Here is a 21,198-nt window from a genome sequence, read left to right as displayed (position 1 = left end):
TCATCAACGGAGCTATCGATCGCCGACCGTTCCTCGCCGCCTCGAGTGGCAACCGGCGTCTCAGTCGGTCAGCGATTGCCCCGGTGGCGAGGCGTTGATGATCTCGAGGGGCTGGCGCTCGCCGCTTCGGTCGAACGCGCCGAAGGACTGGTCGTCGACTTCCCACGGCGGAACGGCCACGAAGATAACCTGTGCCAGATCGTCCCGCTGCGTCACCTCGAGTTCGCGGACGGGGTGGGACACGAACCGTCCCTGTGCCTGTCGAGCGGGCGTTGAGAGATCGACCCCGAAGACGGCATTAACCGGATTGCCGGGATCGGGGAGGAAGAAATCGGTAAAGACGGGCGTTTCGGGCGGTAGTCCGTCCGCGCCCTCGAGCTCGCTCGCGGGGATGACCGAGACGCCGGTCGTCACGCCGTCGGGATCGGCGTCGCTGGCCAGATCGAGCAGGATGTCGACGAGCCCGCGGGTTACGTAGACCACAGGTGTACTATGGGTAGGTGGTAATTAGATGTATGGCCAAGGGCAGTGTGGTGTGGAGGTGATTCGGCTGCCCTCAGACGGGAAGCATCTCCCACGCCGTTTCCGCGTACAGCCGGGGCGCTCGTTTGCGGGACCGTGAGAGTGCATCCTCGAGGACGCGCGCGGCATCGGCCATCACACCGGTACCGTGACCGACGAGTACGCGTTCGGGTGCGACGCCGCGGAGGGCTGTCCGGGGCGGTTTCAGCCGCAACATCGGATGGACGCCGAGTCGCTCGTCACCAGCCAGGAAGAAGTTAGCGGTCCCGACCGTCTCGGGGACGACGAGGGTTCCGTCGGCCGGATTGTACAGTGCAACCTCCTGCCAGAAGCGGCTGTCGATGACCGTGATCGCTCGAATCCCGGTATCCGAGAGTTCGTCGTCGAAGCGAGCGACTGCGGCGTCGATCTCCTCGGTGACGCCCGTGAACCATTCGGGGAGATAGACGGGGACGTCGTGGCGGTCCGCGATCGCGGCGGCGTCGCGTTTGTGCCGGTCGAGTCCGACGACGACGCCGGCCACGTCGCCGAACTCCGCGAATAGCTCGTCGATCCCCTCAGCGTCGACGGGATCGATGACCCAGACCTCGCCGTCCACCTCAAGGGCGTGGCTGGCACGTTGCATCCGCTCGTCGGGATGGGCGATCCAGCCGACGCCGCCGTCGAAGCGATCGATCTCGCGAAAGTCGGCCGCGCGCTCGTCGACGCGAAAGCTCATGTGGTATGGTACGTTCGCTCATCCCATAAACATAGGTAAACGGTGCGTCGCGCAGTTGCCGTTGTCCTCGTTCGTGTCTCGTAACGTCCCGTCGATAGCCGCCCGCGGTCCGTTCCCATCGGACACCCCGGCGACGCTTCTATGCACGCGCCCCGCATACAGTCACCCATGCTAACCGGGCTGGCCTGGCTGGCACTCGAGGCGAAGTACCTCGAGCCGGCGAGGGAGTTCTACGAGGAGCGGTTGGGACTGACCGTCCGCGAGCGCGGACCGGACGAACTCGTCTTCGCGGCCGGGGGGACCGACCTCGTGTGTCGCCGCCTCGATGCGCTCCCGCGGGGCGGATTGCACACCCACTACGCGTTCTCGATTCCTGCAAGCGAGTACGATGACTGGTGGGAGCGACTGGCCGCGGAGTACGACCTCGAGGAGGCCCAGTTCGGCTCCACACGGTCGCTGTATTTGTACGATCCCGACGGGAACTGCGTCGAACTCGGCCAGCAGGACGTGGCCGGTCCGGGCATCGATGGGATCTTCGAAGTCGTCCTCGAGGTCGAGAGCCTCGACCGCGCGCAAGACTTCTATGAGGACCTGGGCTTCGAGACGGTCGACGAGGGCGACGCCCGCAAGCGCGTGCGGCTGCACGGCCCGATGGCGCTCGAGCTTTGGGAACCCCACCTCGGCATTGCCGACGCCCGCGGTGGCGTCCACGTCGATCTCGGATTCGAGACGGACGATCCCGGAGCGGTACTCGAGTCAGTGGCCGATCGCGTCCGATCGGTCGAGCGATCGACCGACGACGAGGTCATCGCTCGCGATCCAGACGGCCACTTCCTGACGTTCACGTCAACGTAATCTGCGGGAACTCGAGTGGACGATCGACCCGCGTGAATAGGTTCCGACCTAGGCACGATTTCACACCCTGAAACTTTCAGAGTGGGGATTTAAACCAACGTCTCCTTGTGACGAATATGTCATTCCCCGTTCGGCGTGCGAATGTCGTGTCCGGCAGTATCGTTGCCCTGCTCACTGCACCTACCGGTATCGGAGCCGCCGTCGGTGGTTGGATCGCTGCTCGTCAGACGGGTCGTCCGAGGACGGGTGCAATTGCGGGCGGGATGACTGGCGTACTCGTCGCGATCCCGTGGGCGGTCGTGGTATACGCGGCGAGTGCCGGTCTGATCGGCCGGATCGGGTATCACAACGAGTGGCTCCAGATTGGTCTCACGCCGGTCGCGCCCGAAACGTTCGTACTGTGGCAGGAGATCGGCATCGCTGTTCTCGTTGCACTCGGAATTGTTACTGCCGCCATTTTCGGAGGACTCCTCGCCGGACACTCGACGAACGGACCCGGCGACGTTCGGCGGAAACCGATACAGTCCAAGTAGGTACCATCGGTCTGTCGAAGCGGTCTCGGAACGCGACTACAGTCGCTCCGTATTCACGTCGACGCCCGGCGGCAGCACGAGCAGAAAGCCCCGAAAGTGGACGAGTTCGCCGCCCGATTCCTTGACGTCCCGTGCGAATCCGGCAGCCAGTTCGTTGACGTTACCCTCGACGCTCAGGATGAGGACGTTCCCTTTCGAGATCGCCTCGAGCCACTCGTCGGCCGATGTCTCTCCGTCGAGGACGCCGAGGACGAGACTGCCCTCGAGATCGAGTTCGTCGTCGATATGCTCCTCGACGGCCCGAAGGTCGAGGTCGAAATCGCTCATACCGGGTGGGTCGAACCGGGACGAGAAAAACGTTCGCCTCCGCCGAATTGTTGCCCAGATGTCAGTTCATGGGAAACTCCTTCTGGAAGCCGCGGAACTCGGTGCGGTGGGCTTCCTCGTCGGCGAGGATCGTCACCGCCACGTCCTCGGTGATGGGGTCGTTCGCCTCGGCCGCGGCCTCGACCAGCGACCGATAGGTCTCGATGGCGGACTCCTCAGCTTCGAGGACGCCTTCAATGACCGACTGAACGTCGGTCGTGTCTTCGGGCGGCTGGAGGCTGTGCTGGTTGGCCTCGAACGACTCCGAACCGGGCGGCGATTCATCGAGCTGTTTCAGCCGCTCGCCGAGTATCCGTGCATGGTCGAGTTCCTCCTGAATGTCTTCCTCGAGACTCGTCTTGACCTCCTCGGCGTGGATGCCGTCGAGGACGATCGCGTTGGTCTGGTAGTTCATCACGGTCTCGAGTTCGTCGATATAGGCCTCCGTCAGGATGCCGGTGATCTCGTCAGTCGTCATGCGCGCCGTCCTACCACGACCGAGCATAAAACACCCACACGCGCGTTTGCTCCGTTCATTCCGTGATTCGGTTTCATTCACGGGACCCGCTGTAACTCGTGGTGAAGCGATCGCTGATAGTCGTTTCCTGCCCGATTCCGGCGTCCGAGCCGAGAGCCAAGGATGGACGAATGTTCAGTCTATACGCTACGATTAGCTGTGAGTCCTATTTGACTGGCTCGAGAACGAATCAGATGACCGAACGTCTATCGACGGCCGCGCGCCAGCGTTCGAGCGGGTTGATCGGGACCGAACGGGCGATAATTCGAGGGTACTGCTCGAGAATCGAGTCGAGTGCTCGAAATTATCTAAACAGTACTAGGAGATACATTCTGATAATAGGTCGCCGCAGTCGTGCGATTTCCTAACCAACACTATCGATAGTGGAGATATTAGTCGCCGAACATCGTCGGCCACAGCGATAGGTTTATATAGATCGTCGCACCTCGGGTTCAGATACAATGTCTTCACAAGACAGCCCATCCTCTGACAACAGTCAGGGGGGTCGAGTTCTTCCAGGGCACGTTAGATTCCACTGACGAAATAGAGTCAGCACGTGTCTTCGATACGACCCTCCGGGACGGCGAACAGTCGCCCGGCACTTCGTTCTCCTACGACGACAAACGGCAGATCGCGTCCATCCTGGACGAGATGGGAACCCACGTCATCGAGGCCGGGTTCCCCGTCAACTCCGACGCGGAGTTCGAAGCCGTTCGTGATATCGCTTCGGCAACCAGTTCGACGACCTGCGGCTTAGCCCGCGTCGTCGACGGTGACATCGAAGCGGCACTCGATTCTGGCGTCGAGATGGTGCACACGTTCGTCAGCACCAGCGATGTCCAGATCGAGGATTCGATGCACGCCACCCGGGAGGAAGTCGTACAGCGCGCAGTCGAGTCGGTCGAACGCATCACCGAGGCGGGCGCGACCTGCATGTTCTCGCCGATGGATGCAACTCGGACTGACGAGGAGTTCCTGATCGAGGTGATCGAAGCGGTCACTGAGGCGGGAACCGACTGGATCAACATTCCCGACACCTGCGGCGTCGCCACGCCGACCCGATTCCGGGCCATGATCGAGAAGGTCTGTGCCCACACCGACGCACAGGTCGATGTTCACGCCCACGACGACTTCGGGCTGGCCACTGCGAACGCCTTGGCCGGCATCGAAGCGGGCGCGGCACAGGCGCAGGTGTCAGTCAACTCGATCGGCGAGCGGGCCGGCAACGCCGCCTACGAGGAGTACGTGATGGCCATCGAGTCGCTCTACCAGTGCGATACCGGGATCGACACGACGCGCATCACCGAACTCTCGGAGATCGTCGAGGAGAAAAGTGGCATGGACACGCCCGGCAACAAGCCGATCGTCGGCGACAACGCCTTCTCTCACGAGAGCGGCATCCACGCCGCCGGCGTCATCGAGAACTCCGACACCTTCGAACCCGGCGTCATGACCCCTGAGATGGTCGGTGCCGAACGTCGACTGGTCATGGGGAAACACACCGGGACTCACTCGGTCCGCGAGCGGCTCGTCGAGTGTGGCTTCGAGCCCACCGATGATCAGGTCCGCGCGGTCACCCGCCGTGTCAAGGACTACGGGGCCGAGAAGCGCCGGGTCACGGTCGACGACCTCGAGCGCTTCGCCGAAGAGGCTGGCATCGAGCGCCAGTCCGAGGAGGAGGTGCGCGTCTGAGGGATGTCCGTCCCGTTTGCCACCGTCCGCGAGCACTGGCTGTCGCATTCGAGCGACCGTCCCCAAGTGACTCGTAAGGATTATGACCCTCGAGGGAGCTATGTAGACAGTAATGACAGTTCGCGCTCCCCTGTCGGCTCGCGTTCGCACGGTCGGCAACAGCGCGTTCGCTCCGATTCGTATTGTAGGGGCGTCCTAGCCCCGATCCCAGTACTTCGTCGCTTCGGACCCGAATTCGCGGTATCGTTCTCAGAGCGATCACTGATCCAGCAGATGACACACTACCGTACACCACCCGATCGCCAGACAACGGCGGGAGATAACCGATGAGCGAACGCGCAGCAAAAGTTTCGCCAGCGGACGACGAACAGGACGACGACCAGATCACCGACAGCGCCACACCAGACGCGGCCACCGAGGACGACGTCAAGTCCGAGACGACCGAGCCCGTCACGACGGGTGCCGAATCCGTCGTTCGCGCGCTCGAGAACGCGGGCGTTGAGCACGCCTTCGGCGTGCAGGGCGGGGCGATCATGCCCGTCTACGACGCCCTTTACGATTCGGACATTCGCCACGTGACGATGGCCCACGAGCAGGGCGCGGCCCACGCGGCCGACGCCTACGGCATCGTCTCCGGCAAGCCGGGGATCTGCCTGGCGACATCCGGGCCGGGCGCGACCAACCTCGTCACGGGGCTGGCAGACGCTGACATGGACTCGGATCCGCTCGTGGCCCTAACGGGGCAGGTTCCGACGGAACTCGTCGGCAACGATGCCTTCCAGGAGACCGATACGACGGGCGTCACGACGCCGGTCACGAAGAACAACACCTTCGCGAGCGACTCGGATCGCGTCGGCAGCGACGTTAGCGAGGCGTTCGCCCTCGCCGGCGAAGGCCGACCGGGCCCGACGCTGGTCGACCTGCCCAAGGACATCACCAACGGCGAGACCGACCGCGAGCCCGACGCGCCGGCAGTGCCCGAGACCTACGAGGTCCAGGAGCGAGCCGACGAAGAGATCGTTAAGGCTGCGGCCGAGCGGATCGAGAACGCCGCTCGTCCGGTCATGCTGCTCGGCGGCGGCGTCATCAAGAGCGAGGCCAGCGAGGCCTGTCGGGAGTTCGCCATCGAACACGATATTCCAGTCATCACCACGATGCCCGGTATCGGTTCGTTCCCCGAAGATCACGAACTCTCCCTCGAGATGGCGGGAATGCACGGCACCGGCTACGCCAACATGGCGATCACCCACTGCGACACCCTGATCGGAATTGGCACCCGGTTCGACGACCGGCTGACCGGCGGGATCGAGACCTTCGCGCCCGACGCGGATCTCATCCACGTCGACATCGATCCCGCGGAGATCTCGAAGAACATCCACGCGGACTACCCGCTAGTCGGTGACGCCGAAACCGTCGTCGAGCAGCTTGTCGACGCGGTCGACAAGTCGCCGGAAGCGACGAAGTGGCGCGCCCAGTGCCAGCAGTGGAAATCCGACTACTCCATGGCCTACGACGCGCCGAAGGACAAACCGGTCCAGCCGGAGTTCGTCATCGAGGCCTTAGACGAGGCGACGAGCGATCGAGCCATCGTCACGACCGGTGTCGGCCAACACCAGATGTGGGCCTGCCAGTACTGGACCTACACCGAGCCCCGTACCTGGGTCTCGAGTCACGGACTCGGAACGATGGGGTACGGGCTGCCGTCCGCGATCGGTGCACGAATCGCGGCCGACGACGACCAAGAGGTCGTCTGTATCGACGGTGATGGCTCGTTCCTGATGACCTTACAGGGCCTATCAGTCGCCGTCCGCGAGGAGCTCGACATAACCGTCGCCGTGCTCAACAACGAGTACATCGGCATGGTCCGACAGTGGCAGGACGCCTTCTTCGATGGTCGTCACTCCGCGTCGGACTACAGCTGGATGCCCGAGTTCGACAAGCTCGCCGAGGCGTTCGGTGCTGAGGGCTTCCGGATTGACGACTACGACGACGTCGCTGACACGATCGAGGACGCGATTGCGTACGACGGCCCCTCGGTGATCGATGTTCACATCGATCCCGACGCCAACGTCTATCCGATGGTGCCAAGCGGCGGCGACAATGGCCAGTTCGCACTGGCGGAGGATCAGCTATGACCGTCGGACAAACCGCGTCCGACTGCAACCGAAACACCGAGACGGCTCTGCCGTCTCGAGATTCGCTTCACTTCGTTCAGCGAATCACGGGGTGTTTCGCATGAAACGCGGACTCGACGGACCCGAACCCGACGAGCGACCGACCCCCGCGGGGCGGCGCAACAAACAGGGCATTCGCATCGACCCCGAGGTCGAAGCGACTCACGAGCCCCGCCGTACCGTCATCTCGGCGCTAGTCGAACACGAACCCGGCGTGCTTTCCGACGTCTCGGGACTGTTCTCGAGGCGGCAGTTCAACATCGAGAGCCTGACCGTCGGCCCGACGGAAGACGAGGATCGTGCACGGATCACAATCGTCGTCGAGGAACCCGATCCGGGCATCGACCAGGTCGAGAAGCAACTGCGCAAGCTCGTGCCGGTCATCTCCGTGCGCGAACTCGAGCCCGACGCGATGCGCCGGGAGCTCGCACTCATCAAGGTCAACGCCGAGCGACCCGATCAGGTCGCAGCCGTTGCGGACATGTACGACGCCAAGACCGTCGACTCGAGTCCGGAGACGGCGACGGTCGAAGTGACCGGAGCGCGCCAGAAGATCGAGGCCGCAGTCGAGACGTTCAGCCAGTTCGGTATCCGGGAAATCTCCCGAACGGGGACGACAGCGTTGGCCCGCGGTACCGACCAAACGGCCACAGCCGGTTCGACAGCACAGCCCGCCGACGAGGCGAACCGCGACGACCAATACCAAAGAGCAGACGATGACTGACGAATTCACCACCGACATCTACTACGACGACGACGCAGACGTATCAACCCTCGATGATGACACCGCGGCCGTCCTCGGCTACGGGAGCCAGGGACACGCCCACGCACTGAGCCTCCACGATAGCGGGGTCGACGTGGTCGTCGGCCTGCGCGAGGGGTCGTCCTCGCGATCGGCCGCCGAAGCGGACGGGCTGACTGTCGCGACGCCCGCCGACGCGGCCGCGAAGGCCTCCTACATCTCCGTGCTCGTGCCCGACACCGTCCAGTCGGCGGTCTACGAGAACGCCATCAAGCCGAACCTCGAGGCGGGGGACACGCTACAGTTCGCCCACGGGCTGAACATCCACTACAACCAGATCGAGCCGCCGGAAGACGTCGACGTGACGATGGTCGCGCCCAAGAGCCCGGGCCACCTCGTCCGCCGGAACTTCGAGAACGACGAGGGGACACCCGGCCTGCTGGCGATCTATCAGGACACAACGGGCGACGCCAAGGAACGCGCGCTGGCGTACGCGAAGGGGATCGGCTGTACCCGCGCGGGCGTCATCGAGACGACGTTCCAGGAGGAGGTCGAGTCCGATCTCTTCGGCGAGCAGGCCGTCCTCTGTGGCGGTGTCACCTCGCTAGTCAAACACGGCTACGAGGCACTCGTCGACGCCGGCTACTCGCCGGAGATCGCCTACTTCGAGTGTCTCAACGAGCTCAAGCTGATCGTCGACCTGATGTACGAAGGCGGAAACATGGAGATGTGGAACTCCGTCTCTGATACCGCCGAGTACGGCGGTCTCACCCGCGGCGACCGCATCGTCGACGAATCCGTCCGTGAGAACATGGACGAGGTCCTCGAGGAGATCCAGAACGGCGAGTTCACGCGCGAATGGATCCTCGAGAACCAAGCCGATCGCCCAAGCTACAACCAGCTTCGAGAGGCCGAGAAGAACCACGAGATCGAGGCGGTCGGCGAGCGACTACGCGACCTGTTCGCCTGGGCCGAGGAAGACGAGAGCGAAGACGAAACCGAGTCCGTCGAAGTGCAGGCGGACGACTAACGAGACCGAGCGACCATGAACGAAACTGACGACACGACAGACACGATGGCTGCTGTCAGCCACACCAACCCCTCTACTGGGGAGACGGCTGGCCGGCTGTTCAGTCGCGGACCGACCGTCGCAGCTGACGGGGGCGAACCCGAACCGGCTGCGACCGGAGCCACCGAGGATGACGAGACCGACGGACAGACCGACGCAGGCGAGACAATGCGCGACGTCGACCACACGCCGCCGAAACAGGCCGACGATGCGAACCGCGTCTTCGAACGCGGAACCGAGCACGGACAGCGTACTAACCGAGACACCGTAGTAGAGGACGAGGAATGAGCGAAGGCACACTGTACGACAAGGTCTGGGATCGACACAAAGTCACCACGCTGCCGACCGGACAGGATCAGCTGTTCATCGGCCTCCACCTCATTCACGAGGTGACCAGCCCGCAAGCGTTCGGGATGCTCCGCGAGCGCGACCTCGAGGTCGCCTTTCCGGAACTGACCCACGCGACGGTCGACCACATCGTCCCGACGGCCGACCAGTCCCGTCCGTACAAGGAGGACGCGGCCGAGGAGATGATGGCCGAACTCGAGGAGAACGTCCGCGACGCGGGCATCGAGTTCTCGGACCCGACGACGGGCGATCAGGGGATCGTCCACGTCATTGGACCGGAGCAGGGCATCACCCAGCCCGGCAAGACGATCGTCTGTGGGGACTCCCACACCTCGACTCACGGTGCCTTCGGCGCGCTCGCCTTCGGCATCGGCACCTCCCAGATCCGCGATGTGCTCGCGACGGGCACCGTCGCCATGGAGAAACAGAAGGTCCGCAAGATCCAGGTCGACGGCGAACTCGGCGAGGGTGTCGAAGCGAAAGACATCATCCTCGAGATCATCCGCCGTCTCGGCACCGAGGGCGGCGTCGGCTACGTCTACGAGTACGCCGGCGAGGCCATCGAAAGCCTCGGCATGGAAGGTCGCATGTCGATCTGTAACATGTCCATCGAGGGCGGCGCTCGCGCGGGCTACGTCAACCCCGACGAGACCACCTACGAGTGGCTCGAGCAGACCGATTACTTTCAGGAAAACCCGGAGAAGTTTGACGACCTCAAACCCTACTGGGAATCGATCCGCTCCGACGAGGATGCCGAATACGACGACGTCATCCACATCGACGCGAACGAACTCGAACCGGTCGTCACCTGGGGGACCACCCCAGGTCAGGGGATCGGCATCAACGACCCGATTCCAGAGGCGGAAGAACTTCCCGAAGAGAAACAAGACACGGCCCGACGCGCCCAAGAGCACATGCGCGTCGAACCAGGCGACACGATGGAAGGCTACAACATCGACGTCGCCTTCCTTGGCTCCTGTACGAACGCTCGCCTGCCGGACCTGCGACGCGCCGCCCGGATCGTCGAGGGCCGCGAAGTCGCCGATGACGTCCGCGCGATGGTCGTCCCCGGCAGCCAGCGCGTACAGAAGACCGCCGAGGAAGAAGGCCTCAAGGACACCTTCGAGGAAGCCGGCTTCGAGTGGCGCAACGCCGGTTGTTCGATGTGTCTGGGCATGAACGAAGACCAGCTCGAGGGCGACGAGGCCTGTGCCTCCTCCTCGAACCGGAACTTCGTCGGCCGCCAGGGATCGAAGGACGGGCGGACCGTCCTGATGAGCCCGCGAATGGTCGCCGCGGCGGCGATCACCGGGGAGGTCTCTGACGTGCGCGAATTGAAGGAGGTGAATCTGGCATGAGCGGAGATGGTGCGGTCGACATTCCCGAAGTCAACTACGTCTCCGGCTCGGGCATCCCGATTCAGGGCAACGATATCGACACGGACCAGATCATCCCCGCCCGCTTCATGAAGGTCGTCACCTTCGACGGACTGGGCGAGTTCGCGTTCTTCGATCTGCGGTTCGACGACGACGACAATCAGAAGGAGCACCCCTTCAACGAGGACCGCTATCAGGATTCCTCGGTGATGGTCGTCAACAGCAACTTCGGCTGTGGCTCCTCGAGAGAGCACGCACCCCAGGCACTGATGCGCTGGGGGATTGACGCGCTCATCGGCGAGAGCTTCGCCGAGATTTTCGCGGGCAACTGTCTGGCCCTCGGAATTCCGACCGTGACGGCCGATAGCGAGACGATTCAGGATCTGCAGGACTGGGTCGACACGAACCCCGACGGCGAGATCGATATCGACATCGAAGCTGAGACGGTTACCTACGGCGACGAGACGATCGACGTCACCGTCGACGACGCCCAGCGCAAGGCTCTCGTCGAGGGTGTCTGGGACACGACGGCGCTGATGAAGTCCAACGCCGGCGCGGTCCGCGAGAAGGCTCGAGAACTGCCGTACGTCGACGACGCGGCGATTCCCGAGGCCGAGTAAGCCTCAGCGGTCATCCGTTTCGTTTTCTCCGAGAACTCGATCCAACAGCGATTGCAGTAGGTCGCCCCCGCCCTCGTCCGCGTTTTCCGGAGTCGAGCCGTCCGATTCGTCGACCCCGCCCGTCACCGTTTCGGATCCGTCGTCGCTGAACGCGGCCGCTGAGACGATCCGTTCGCGGTGTGATCGTCGGTCGATGTCCGCGTCGACGAACGCGGTCGGCCCCCCGTAGTGTGCCGTAATCGCGTCCCGGACCGCGTCGGGTGCTGCGTCCGCGATCGGGAGCAGCGCGTTACCAAGCCAGTCGGCGGCCGTGTAGTCGTCTGGGTAGCCGGCCCGCAGGTGACGAACGAGGTCGTCGACGGCGACGGCCGCGACCGTTGGCTCCCGCTCCGCGAGCTCGACGAATGCGTAGGCCCCGTATCGACCGGTATCGTCATCGGAAAGCCTTGAGACCAGTTCTCGAGCGCCCGCTCGTCCCTGCTCTGGGTCGCCGACCGCGACCGCGGCGATCGATCCGCCACACCGACGTGCCCACAGGTCGCCGCGATAGTCGAGCATCGACATCGCCTCTCGCACCGCACGGCCACCCAGTTCGGACGATTCGCTCGCGGCGGGACCGAGCGGCCATGCCGGATCGTCGGGGTCGGTCTCGACGAGCGGCGCGGCCACGTCGGGTACCGCCTTGGGGTGTGACCCCCGGAGCGTCCGCAGGACGCGACCGGCAGCGGTTCGCGTTTCCGGATGCACGGCGATGAGCCGGTCGACGAATGCGTCTGCGGACGAGACGAGCGCATCGGGATCGTGGTCCGCGACGGTCGCCAGTCCCCGGAGCAGGCGCTCGTTCCGTTTGTCGTCCGATTCCTCGAGCGCGGCGACGGCGGCATCGGACACCGCCGCGACCACAGCAGGAGTCGTCGCCGCGACCGTCTCCACGGTCCTGCCGACGCTTGAGCCGTACCTGTCGACGGACTCGCAGGCGGCTCGCAGCTCCGAGGCAGCCGCGTCGGGATCGATCGCCGCGAGCGCGACTAATCGCTTTTCCCGGAGTATCCCTCGCTCGCTCGGATCGCCGACGGCGGCCACGAGCGTCTCCTGGACGACCGACACTGCGTCGGGAGTGTCCTCCCGAACGGTTGCGAGCGTCCGCGCCGCTTCGCGGCTGTCTGCATCCGGTGACTCGGTCTCGAGCGCCGTAACGAGCGCCGGAACGGCGTCAGTAACGACGTCCGGATCGGTCGCGAACAGCGCCCGGAGGAGTCGAGATTCGTACTGATCGACGCCGTCAGTCCCGATCCGGTCGCGGACCGCCTCGACGTACGCCACCGGATCGTCGATCCCGCCCGGGTCAGTTTCCGCAGCGGCGGCGATCGCCGACCGAGCGAGGGGAGACGAGTCGAGATCTTCGCTGCCATCCTCCACGGGCCATCCGAGGGCCCGAAACTCCTCGCGGACAGCCCGCGTCGCGGTCGCGTCGAGTGCCCCGACGAGCGTCGAATCGACCTGCCAGTAGCACTCGTCGATCGCCGTCTCGTCGAGATCGGCCCGGAGCGCGCCGAGCGCCAGTCGACCGCGTGTCTCGGGCTCGAGCGCACTCCACAGCGCCGATTCGGGGAGATACGACGGGTAACAATCGAGCACGCCCGCAGCACGGACGCGAACGACCCGCGCGTCGTCGACGAGCGCGTCGGCCAGCGCCGCCATCGCCTCGTCGCCCCACTCGGGAACACCGTCGCGCATCCAGCACTGATGGCAGAGCGCGCCGACTGCCCCCGCCCGGACCGTCGGATCGTCGTCGTCGGTCGCCTCGAGCAGGCGGTCGGCGACGCCGTCCGGCCGGCGATCACTCCAATCGATCGCCCTCGCTGCCTGCCGGCGGGTCGCCGGATCGGCGTCCAGACACGCCGCGAGCGGCTCGAGGCACTCCTCGGGAGCGCCGTGTCGGGTACACAGATGGACGGCAGTGGAGCGCCAGTCGGAGTCCTCGAGGCGCTCTCTGACGTCGCTGACGGCGAGCTGTGGTCCGTTCATCGTTCCAGATTCGGTCGGAAACGGCACGGTACGGACGATCGCACGGGCGTAGCTACCGACGGGGCCGTCGGATTCGCGGGCGGTCACCGCGGCGTCGACCGCGTCCCACGCGGCCTCGGGCACGGTCGCGAAGAGCCGACCACCGGCGACCGCGAACGCGGCGAAAACGGTCCGAGCTGCCTCCTCTCGGTCGCCGTCGAACTCGGGTGCGCACTCGCCTCGAACCGTGTCCGCGAGCGCCGCAAGTTCACCCCGGACGGCGTCGGGCTCGCGTTCGCAGGCCGCCGTCACCGTCGTCTCGGTATCGTCGCCTCGCGGCGTCCCGCGCTCGACGAGGCGGTCGGCGAACGCGCGGAGTGCCCATAACGCGGCGGGGGCAGCGACTCAGACACGACGCTCCCCCTGTAGCCCGTGTTCGAGCAGGAAGTAATCGAGACTCTTGCGGCCGTACTCGGTGTCGGTGTAGACATCGGTCCGCAGGAACACACCGTCGACCCACTCGTAGAGGTAGCCGGTCGCCGCCTCCTCGGTGTCGGTGATGTCCATCGCGAGCGCGCGACGACAGGGCACCGTCAGCGCGGCGAACGTCTCGTCGTACGCGAATCCGTGGAGGTACCAGCCGACACGGCCGTCGTCTTCCTGCCACGTCTTCGGATCCTCCCGTTCCCGACAGACGGTCTCGTCCGCCGATCGGATCGACGCCCGGAGGTCCGCTTCCACGTCGTCCGGGTCGCGGTCGCCGGGTTCGAAGACGACGCTCGTCCAGTGACTCATGGCCGACCCACGAACGGACACCGCATAAAGGTCGGGACGGCTGTACGACCGAGTCCGTTCGCCGTTGTGCAGCGTCGCGTTGAATGTGTGGCTTGAGCAGGGTCGCGACTCGACTGGCACCCCTCGAGCCGCTCCGCGATAGCGGCAGACCCATACCGGAACCGCCAGCGATTTCGGGGACTGTCCCCGACTCACACCGTATGTCTCGGTCCCTCGACGCATCGCTTTTCCTGTTGCTCGCCGTCCTCTGGGGATTCTCCTTTCCGGCGATTTCGATCGGCCTCGAGTATCTGCCACCGCTGCTGTTCGCGGCCGCCAGGTACGACATCGCGGCGGTCCTGTTGCTGATCGCGGCCGTTATCCGGGTCGAGGAGTGGCGACCGACCGCGCGGAACGATCTCATGGCCGTCGCGGGCGGCGGCGTCTTCCTCATCGCCGGCAACGGCCTCCTCTTTATCGGCCAGCAGACGGTTCCGAGCGGCGTTGCCGCGATCTTGCAGGGGCTGGTCCCGATTATCACTGCGCTATGGGCGATCCCGTTGCTGGGTGAGCGGCTCTCGGCGCTCGGGGCCGTCGGCGCAGCTATCGGCTTTCTGGGCGTCGGGCTGGTCATCCAGCCCGATCCCGGAAACCTGCTGGCGGGCAACACCGCCCCGCGACTGCTCATCGTCGGGCAGGTCTGCAGCGTCGCGCTCGGCGGCGTCCTGATTCAGCGGGCCGGCCCGACCATCGATCGGCTGCCGCTGGTCGGTTGGTCGATGCTCATCGGTGGACTCGTCTTGCACACGGTCAGCCTCGGTACCGACGAGCTGCCTAGCGCCGAGATGATCAGCGCCGTCTCGGTGGGAGCGCTGCTCTACCTCGGCGTCTTCGCGACCGCGATCGCCTTCCTGATCTACTTCAGGGTGCTCGAGGAACACGGCGCGTTCGAGGCGGCGCTGATCGGCTACCTGGTCCCGATCGTCGCGACGGTTGCGAGCGTCTTCCTGCTCGGCGAGAAGATCGGCGTGCTGACGGTCGTCGGCTTCGTGCTGGTCGCCATCGGCTTCGCCCTGCTCAAGCGGCGCACGATTGCCGACGCGGTGGGGTTCTCGACCGGCGTCGGCACGCCGTGACTCGCGGTCCCACCGACCGGTCGCGAACCGGATCGAGCCTCGATACGTTTTTGACGCTGTACTCGAGTGTCAACGGATAGAATGATCTCCGGCGGCGGTACGCCGCTCGAGGTCGCCGAAGGCGTCGTCTCGATGGGTGTTGCTCTCGTGGCCGTTCCCGTCGGGTTGTTCGTCGCGTTCCTCTTGGTGATGACCGAACCGGTCGATCCGCGCGACGCACCCGATTCGAGATACGCACTGGTCGTCGGGCGCGCGTTCGACGGGCCCGACGGGCTCCTGACCGCTCCCGGCTCGAAACGCGACGTGATCGGGTATCAGTATCGTGTTCGCGAGGAGAGCGCGTACGTCGGCCAGTAGACGATTACCGAGGGCGGTCGCACGCGGCGGTTCCTGCTCGAGGGACCGACCCAGCGGATACTCGTCGACCCCGGTGAGACCGCGCCGACGGAACTCGAGGACTGGCGGGGCTACAATGCGGCGACGATCGACGACGAGGGCTGCCGACCCAGGACCGAGGACGCGAGAGATCCGACGCTGGCGGTGTCCATTGACGACGAGACGGCGATCGACCCCGACCGATACGAGGAGGCTGTCCTCGAGCGCGGACAAGAGGTGTACGTCTACGGTCGGGTGACCGTCGATTCGGTCTACGACGGTCGCATCGACGCGAGCGAATCGACGGGGTTCGTCGTCGACGTCGTCCCGGCCGGCGACGCACTCGACGCACGCGATATGGCCTGGCGCGACAGCGCGAAGCGAGCCCTCGAGGGCCTGTTCGCGCTCGCTGTCGCCGGGACGCTGCTGACGGGACTCGGCGTACTGGCGGTTCGGTTCGCGTCCGCGTCTCTCGGGCTGGAACCAGGACCATGATCGGTTCGAGCGACGCGATCGCCCGACGGCGGCGACACCGCCGATTCGAGCCGCGACCGTGGTATCGATACCCTCTTTTCGCCCCCGCAGAGAAGATTGGGTATGACTCACGAGATCGCCGTCATCCCGGGCGACGGAATCGGACAGGAAGTGACGCCAGCAGCGGTCGAGGTGCTCGAGGCCCTCGAAATCGACTTCGAGTTCGTCGAGGCCGACGCGGGCGACGCGGTAAAGGAGGAGACGGGCGAGGCGCTGCCCCAGAAGACCTACGACCTCGCGGCGTCGGCGGACGCGACGCTGTTCGGTGCGGCTGGCGACACGGCGGCGGACGTCATCCTGCCGCTCCGGACGGCGGTCGACTCGTTCGTCAACATCCGACCCGCCAAGGCGTATCCGGGGATCGACGCCGTCCGACCCGAGACGGATCTCGTCTTCCTCCGCGAGAACACCGAAGGCGTCTATGCGGGCCACGAGGACCGGCTGACCCAAGACGTCTCGACGCTCACCCGCGTCGTCACGGAATCAGCTTCTGAACAACTCGCCGAATTCGCCTGCGACTACGTCTCCGAGGACGAGGCACACGACGGCTTCAGTATCGTCCACAAGGCAAACGTCATGCGCGAGACGGACGGGCTCTTCCGCGATACCGTCAAATCGGTCGCCGACGAGCATGGCATCGAGACCGATCAGGTCCTGATGGACGCTTTCGCGACGCGGGTCTGTCTCGACCCCGAACAGTTCGATGTCGTTGTCTGCCCGAACCTCGCGGGCGACGTGCTCTCAGACCTCGCCGCCGGGCTCGTCGGTGGCCTCGGCCTCCTGCCCAGCGCCAACGTCGGCCCCGACCGCGCCCTATTCGAACCCGTCCACGGCACCGCACCCGACATCGCCGGTCAGGGGATCGCGAACCCCGCTGCGACGATCATCTCCGCCGCGATGCTGCTCGAGTACCTCGGCTACGACGAGGAGAGCGAGGCTGTCCACGAGGCCGTCGAGGCCACGCTCGAGGACGGGCCGCGGACGCCGGATCTGGGCGGTGATGCCTCGACCGAGGACGTGACCGCAGCGATCATCGACCGACTGTAAACGACGGAGCGCTCGCCGTTTTTAGGAGCGTGCGGTCGCCGAACTGATCATGGATCGGAACGACAGGGTTGTGATGGCGTTCGTTATGCTCAGCCACGCTATGTTTCACACCTACGAGCTGATCTTTCCGATCTTCGTCGTCAGCTGGCTCGAGGCGGGGGACTCAGCGATCGGGTCTCGGCCCGAGAGTTATCAAGGGGGCCGTAGTACCGGCGGTCATGATTCGAGACGACACCCTCGCCGGGGTCGACTCGCGAACCGTCAACACTGACCGCCTCGAGATCCACTATCTCGAGTCGGGCGGCAACAATCGAGCCAGTGACGAGGGCGAGACCGTTATCTTCCTCCACGGAAACGTCTCGTCCTCGCGGTTTTTCGAGGACGTGATGGCGGCGCTGCCAGCCCGTCACCGTGCGATCGCGCCCGATCTGCGGGGGTACGGCGATTCGGAGACGAAACCGATCAACGCGACGAACGGGCTCGGTGACTTCGAGGGCGATCTTCGCGCGCTGGTCGGCGAACTCGATCTCGAGCGGCCGTTCGTCCTCGTCGGCTGGTCGAACGGCGGCGGGGTCGCGATGCGGTACGCGATTGACCACCCCCAAGACGTCGCCGACCTCGTGCTCGTCAACCCGCTCTCGCCGTATGGCTTCGGCGGGACGAAGGATACGGACGGAACACCCTGTTTCGATGACTACGCCGGCTCCGGCGGCGGGATCGGCAACGACGGGTTCGTGGCGGGCCTCGAGAACCGCGACCGGAGCGAAGAGGGCCAGACCTCCCCGCGAAAGGTGTTGCGAACCTACTACGTCGATCCGACCCACGAGTTCGACGACGACCGCGAGGAATCGTATCTAACGGGAATGCTCGACACGGCGACCGGCGACGAGAACTATCCGGGCTCCTCAAAACGGAGCGACAACTGGCCTGGCGTCGCCCCGGGCGAAACAGGCGTGAACAACGCCATCTCGCCGAAGTACTGCGACCTCGAGGGGATCACCGAGATCGATCCCGACGAGAAACCGCCGGTGCTGTGGATCCGCGGCGATTCCGACCAGATCGTCTCGAACGCCTCGCTCTTCGATCTGGGGACGCTCGGCCGGATGGGCGAACTCCCAGACTGGCCCGGCGAGGACGTCTTCCCGCCCCAACCGATGGTCGATCAGACTCGCGCCGTCCTCGAGACCTATGCTGACCGCGGCAGTGAGTTCGAGGAAGTCGTTTTCGGCAACACGGGACATACACCACATCTCGAGATGCCCGGCGACTTTCAGGACCGGCTCGAGGCCGTCCTGCGCGGCTGAGGGGTCCGTGGTGTGGCCGCCGCAGTCCGGGAGTCCGTTACGGCCTCGCGTTTCGCGCTGGGGGCGCGTCCGCTTCTCGCTCCTCCTCTGTTTCGTTGGTCGCACCTCACTACGCATCGATCTCAACGTCGACAGTCCGTGCTTTCGGGTCACCCTTTTCGGGATTCTGACGCCGTCGAACGTGACCTCCTGACTACTCATAGGTCACCTGTTCCACCCGATCAAAATATGCCGGCCTCCGGTCCCGATCGAACCACTGCCTTGGAACCGAACATGCAATCAGTGATCGGTACTCGGTCTCTGCTCTTCCACGAGTGCGTCCCCGCTGATCACCGGGATCGCGACCGACTCCCGATCCGAGCCGACATCAGGCGATTTCGAGGGTGTCCCGGTCGGCCCCCGCCAGTTCGACCAGCGCGTCGGCCTCGAGCAGGTGACATTCCCCGGGAACGACGAGCAGGTGGAGCGGGTCGCCGAATTCCCGATCGGCCAGTTCGGTCATCGTCCCGGCCTCGACGAGCGGGTCGGGGCTGCCCGCGCGAGCGACGACGACGCCCACGAGATCGGGATACTCCTCAGCGAGCAGTGCTGCACCCACGTCGGCGGTCATGTACTCCTCTCGCTCCGTTTTGATGTCCAGATAGACGACCGTGTGAAGCCCATCGGCCCGATTATCGTCGATCGTTTCCGTCACGCTCGCGGGGAGGCCCTCGGCCCCGTGGGCGTAGGGAAACGGCAGCGTCGTCGCCTTCCCAAACCGGTAGTTCTGCAACCCGGTGAGCGCGCTGGTAGCCGTCTGTGCGGTGACGCCGTGGATCACTCGCGTCTCGATCCCACGATCGTGGGCTCGGAGGCGGAGGTCGACGTGGGTCGTCGAGATCATCGTGTCGCCCGCCGTCAGGAACGCGACGTCCTCGCTTTCGGCCGCCTCGAGCATATCTTCCGGGTGCTGTTCGACGCCCGCGCGGTCTCGGACCTCGATCTCGACGTCGTGGGCGGACTCGAGGTCCTCGATCGTCGTCCCGATCAGCCGGCTGGTGTAGAACTCGGCGTAGACGCGGTCGGCTGCTCGGAGTGCCTCCTGTCCCTCGACGGTGATCGAGCGCTCGTCGTAGAGACCGAGACCGATGAAGGTGAGCATGACCCGGTGTAGTAGGAGTGATCGGAATACGTTTTCGAGATGGTTCATGCGTCGCGGCGACCGGTAACGACTGGCCGCCTCAGTGCTCCGGGCTGTCTGAGCGGACGGATCGCCGTGCAACGACGGCCCGTTCTCGTCGGTCGCCATCGTCCCCGAAACGTGGCCCTGCGAGCCGGCGCGGACGACCCGGGAATAGCCGACCTGCGGTTTCCACTCGATGCCGCTTGAGACGGTCCGTCTGTCCATACGCTGACCAGCGCGCGGCAAGTGAACTGTCCCTGTCAGACAATGAACGGTCCAGCTTGAGCCGTCGGTACCGACGCGGTCAGAACCCGATGTGCGAGGTCGATGTGGGATCGTCGTCATCGTCTCCGTCGTCTCCGTCGTCCTCGTCGTCTCTGTCGTCGATACCACCCTCGTGAGCGAAGGTCACGTCGTCGTCGGTCAGGTAGACGGTCCCGTCGTCGACGGTGATATCGACGGACGGCAGCGTCGTGTTGGCTGCTTCGCCGTTATCGCAGTAGCCCGAACAAGAGTCGAACATCGAGCCATGTTTCGGACAGATGATCTGGTTGTCACGCATCGCGACTCCGCGGCCCGTATCGAACCGCTGCGCTTCGTGGGTACACCGATTGATCCACGCTTCGACGCCGTCGTCGGGAGCGTCAGCGACCGAGGGCTCGGAAGGCGCTCCGCGTCTTCCGGTGTTGTCGGCCGCAGGCTGACTGCTTGTCGAGCCGTGCTCGACACTGTCCTCACAGGGAACGAGAATCACCTCGTCGGGTTCGCCGTACTGATCTCGAATCGTAAACAGCCACGACCGATTCTCGTGGACCGTCTCGACGGTCGTGAGTCGTGTTCGCATGCTCATCTCGAGCGGATACGCGCGCCGAAGGGAAAAACGCTTCCGACGGCCACTCTCGAGCGCGTTCTCGTCGGCTCACGTCGTCCGCGACGCCCGGTCACATCTCAGCAGTCGAACGCGATCGGGAGATTCGGCTGGACCACCAGCACGATCACACCCGAGACGAGACCGGTACCGACGGCGATCTTCTTCCCCAGGACGAGAGCCGCTCTATCGTGACCACCCCTATCAGCGCGACTACGCTGCTACTCGAGTACATCGTAGCCGGCTTTCTCGATCGCCTCTCGAGCTCGGCGTTTCGCCGACGAATCCCCGTGGATCATCACACGACCGGCAGCGGCGTCAGCGTCAACATGGCCCACTCCGGGGAGTACCGTCACTGTGCCGGTGATAACTATCTCACACCCTTCACACGTCATATCTGGGACTTTGAGCGTGTATTCGTCCATTCTGCATTCGGACGAAGCGTCGAAGGACCATAAG

General features: G+C 64.8%; 23 protein-coding genes. 15 read left to right on the top strand and 8 right to left on the bottom strand.

Features of this window, described 5'->3' with window-relative positions:
• Nucleotides 1–60: 60 nt before the first annotated feature.
• Both K6I40_RS24805 and K6I40_RS24800 read right to left on the bottom strand, forming a co-directional pair.
• Nucleotides 61–483, bottom strand: a complete 423-nt coding sequence (locus K6I40_RS24805) for a hypothetical protein (RefSeq protein ID WP_222917860.1) — start codon at nucleotides 481–483, stop codon at nucleotides 61–63.
• A gap of 73 nt (nucleotides 484–556) precedes the next feature.
• Nucleotides 557–1,240, bottom strand: coding sequence for a hypothetical protein (locus K6I40_RS24800; RefSeq protein ID WP_222917858.1), 684 nt, complete (start codon nucleotides 1,238–1,240; stop codon nucleotides 557–559).
• Nucleotides 1,241–1,408: 168 nt separating this feature from the next.
• Here K6I40_RS24800 and K6I40_RS24795 point away from each other — a divergent pair, with 168 nt between their 5' ends.
• Together K6I40_RS24795 and K6I40_RS24790 are read left to right on the top strand one after the other, a co-directional pair.
• Nucleotides 1,409–2,095 (top strand): VOC family protein, encoded by a 687-nt coding sequence (locus K6I40_RS24795; RefSeq protein WP_222917856.1) that lies wholly within the window; start codon nucleotides 1,409–1,411, stop codon nucleotides 2,093–2,095.
• Between the two features lie 116 nt (nucleotides 2,096–2,211).
• Entirely contained in the window at nucleotides 2,212–2,628 is a 417-nt protein-coding gene (locus K6I40_RS24790) for a hypothetical protein (protein ID WP_222917855.1), read from the top strand.
• A 36-nt stretch (nucleotides 2,629–2,664) separates the two neighbouring features.
• On the opposite strand, the gene K6I40_RS24785 is transcribed toward K6I40_RS24790, so the two are convergent.
• The gene (locus K6I40_RS24785) at nucleotides 2,665–2,955 is read right to left on the bottom strand and encodes a DUF5779 family protein (protein WP_222917854.1); all 291 of its coding nucleotides are present in this window, start codon (nucleotides 2,953–2,955) and stop codon (nucleotides 2,665–2,667) included.
• Nucleotides 2,956–3,016: 61 nt separating this feature from the next.
• Nucleotides 3,017–3,472 (bottom strand): ferritin-like domain-containing protein, encoded by a 456-nt coding sequence (locus K6I40_RS24780; protein WP_222917852.1) that lies wholly within the window; start codon nucleotides 3,470–3,472, stop codon nucleotides 3,017–3,019.
• A gap of 525 nt (nucleotides 3,473–3,997) precedes the next feature.
• Between K6I40_RS24780 and K6I40_RS24775 the strand changes: the two genes are divergently transcribed.
• From K6I40_RS24775 to leuD, 7 genes are all read left to right on the top strand, one after another.
• Nucleotides 3,998–5,203, top strand: coding sequence for a 2-isopropylmalate synthase (locus tag K6I40_RS24775; protein ID WP_255682170.1), 1,206 nt, complete (start codon nucleotides 3,998–4,000; stop codon nucleotides 5,201–5,203).
• 326 nt (nucleotides 5,204–5,529) lie between these two features.
• Nucleotides 5,530–7,338 (top strand): biosynthetic-type acetolactate synthase large subunit, encoded by a 1,809-nt coding sequence (gene ilvB, locus K6I40_RS24770; protein ID WP_222917841.1) that lies wholly within the window; start codon nucleotides 5,530–5,532, stop codon nucleotides 7,336–7,338.
• Nucleotides 7,339–7,438: 100 nt separating this feature from the next.
• On the top strand, nucleotides 7,439–8,101 hold the full coding sequence (gene ilvN, locus K6I40_RS24765) for an acetolactate synthase small subunit (RefSeq protein WP_222917839.1): 663 nt from the start codon (nucleotides 7,439–7,441) through the stop codon (nucleotides 8,099–8,101).
• A complete protein-coding gene (gene ilvC, locus K6I40_RS24760) occupies nucleotides 8,094–9,149 on the top strand; it encodes a ketol-acid reductoisomerase (protein WP_222917822.1) in 1,056 nt (351 codons plus the stop codon). Before ilvN ends, ilvC begins: the two co-directional genes overlap by 8 nt.
• A 15-nt stretch (nucleotides 9,150–9,164) precedes the next feature.
• Complete coding sequence (locus K6I40_RS24755; protein ID WP_222917820.1) at nucleotides 9,165–9,476, top strand: hypothetical protein; 312 nt, start codon at nucleotides 9,165–9,167, stop codon at nucleotides 9,474–9,476.
• Entirely contained in the window at nucleotides 9,473–10,894 is a 1,422-nt protein-coding gene (gene leuC / locus K6I40_RS24750; protein WP_222917818.1) for a 3-isopropylmalate dehydratase large subunit, read from the top strand. The genes K6I40_RS24755 and leuC overlap by 4 nt, the downstream gene beginning before the upstream one ends.
• On the top strand, nucleotides 10,891–11,532 hold the full coding sequence (gene leuD, locus K6I40_RS24745; RefSeq protein WP_222917816.1) for a 3-isopropylmalate dehydratase small subunit: 642 nt from the start codon (nucleotides 10,891–10,893) through the stop codon (nucleotides 11,530–11,532). The genes leuC and leuD overlap by 4 nt, the downstream gene beginning before the upstream one ends.
• Nucleotides 11,533–11,535: 3 nt before the next feature.
• Here the strand turns inward: leuD and K6I40_RS24740 are convergent, their stop codons facing one another.
• Nucleotides 11,536–13,851 carry a HEAT repeat domain-containing protein gene (locus tag K6I40_RS24740; protein WP_222917814.1) on the bottom strand — a complete coding sequence of 772 codons (2,316 nt, stop codon included), beginning with the start codon at nucleotides 13,849–13,851 and terminating at the stop codon, nucleotides 11,536–11,538.
• Between the two features lie 93 nt (nucleotides 13,852–13,944).
• Nucleotides 13,945–14,334 (bottom strand): hypothetical protein, encoded by a 390-nt coding sequence (locus K6I40_RS24735; RefSeq protein ID WP_222917812.1) that lies wholly within the window; start codon nucleotides 14,332–14,334, stop codon nucleotides 13,945–13,947.
• 200 nt (nucleotides 14,335–14,534) lie between these two features.
• Between K6I40_RS24735 and K6I40_RS24730 the strand changes: the two genes are divergently transcribed.
• The 5 genes from K6I40_RS24730 (at nucleotide 14,535) to K6I40_RS24710 (ending at nucleotide 18,709) form a co-directional block, all read left to right on the top strand.
• On the top strand, nucleotides 14,535–15,449 hold the full coding sequence (locus K6I40_RS24730; RefSeq protein WP_222917810.1) for an EamA family transporter: 915 nt from the start codon (nucleotides 14,535–14,537) through the stop codon (nucleotides 15,447–15,449).
• A gap of 81 nt (nucleotides 15,450–15,530) precedes the next feature.
• Nucleotides 15,531–15,806 carry a hypothetical protein gene (locus tag K6I40_RS24725; protein ID WP_222917808.1) on the top strand — a complete coding sequence of 92 codons (276 nt, stop codon included), beginning with the start codon at nucleotides 15,531–15,533 and terminating at the stop codon, nucleotides 15,804–15,806.
• 183 nt (nucleotides 15,807–15,989) lie between these two features.
• On the top strand, nucleotides 15,990–16,319 hold the full coding sequence (locus K6I40_RS24720) for a hypothetical protein (protein WP_222917806.1): 330 nt from the start codon (nucleotides 15,990–15,992) through the stop codon (nucleotides 16,317–16,319).
• A 102-nt stretch (nucleotides 16,320–16,421) separates the two neighbouring features.
• On the top strand, nucleotides 16,422–17,405 hold the full coding sequence (leuB, locus tag K6I40_RS24715; protein ID WP_222917804.1) for a 3-isopropylmalate dehydrogenase: 984 nt from the start codon (nucleotides 16,422–16,424) through the stop codon (nucleotides 17,403–17,405).
• A gap of 218 nt (nucleotides 17,406–17,623) precedes the next feature.
• A complete protein-coding gene (locus tag K6I40_RS24710; protein ID WP_222917802.1) occupies nucleotides 17,624–18,709 on the top strand; it encodes an alpha/beta hydrolase in 1,086 nt (361 codons plus the stop codon).
• Nucleotides 18,710–19,076: 367 nt separating this feature from the next.
• Here K6I40_RS24710 and dph5 read toward each other — a convergent pair whose 3' ends face one another.
• Nucleotides 19,077–19,850, bottom strand: coding sequence for a diphthine synthase (gene dph5 / locus K6I40_RS24705; protein ID WP_222920453.1), 774 nt, complete (start codon nucleotides 19,848–19,850; stop codon nucleotides 19,077–19,079).
• A 325-nt stretch (nucleotides 19,851–20,175) separates the two neighbouring features.
• On the bottom strand, nucleotides 20,176–20,721 hold the full coding sequence (locus K6I40_RS24695; RefSeq protein ID WP_222917800.1) for a Rieske 2Fe-2S domain-containing protein: 546 nt from the start codon (nucleotides 20,719–20,721) through the stop codon (nucleotides 20,176–20,178).
• Here K6I40_RS24695 and K6I40_RS28735 point away from each other — a divergent pair.
• Nucleotides 20,706–21,197 carry a hypothetical protein gene (locus K6I40_RS28735; protein ID WP_255681855.1) on the top strand — a complete coding sequence of 164 codons (492 nt, stop codon included), beginning with the start codon at nucleotides 20,706–20,708 and terminating at the stop codon, nucleotides 21,195–21,197. The genes K6I40_RS24695 and K6I40_RS28735 overlap by 16 nt on opposite strands.
• Nucleotide 21,198: the final 1 nt, after the last annotated feature.

Source organism: Natrinema sp. SYSU A 869, from assembly GCF_019879105.1.
GTDB lineage: Archaea > Halobacteriota > Halobacteria > Halobacteriales > Natrialbaceae > Natrinema.
The sequence above is the reverse complement of the archived record's forward strand: the minus strand, read 5'-3'. Positions and strand labels throughout refer to the sequence as shown.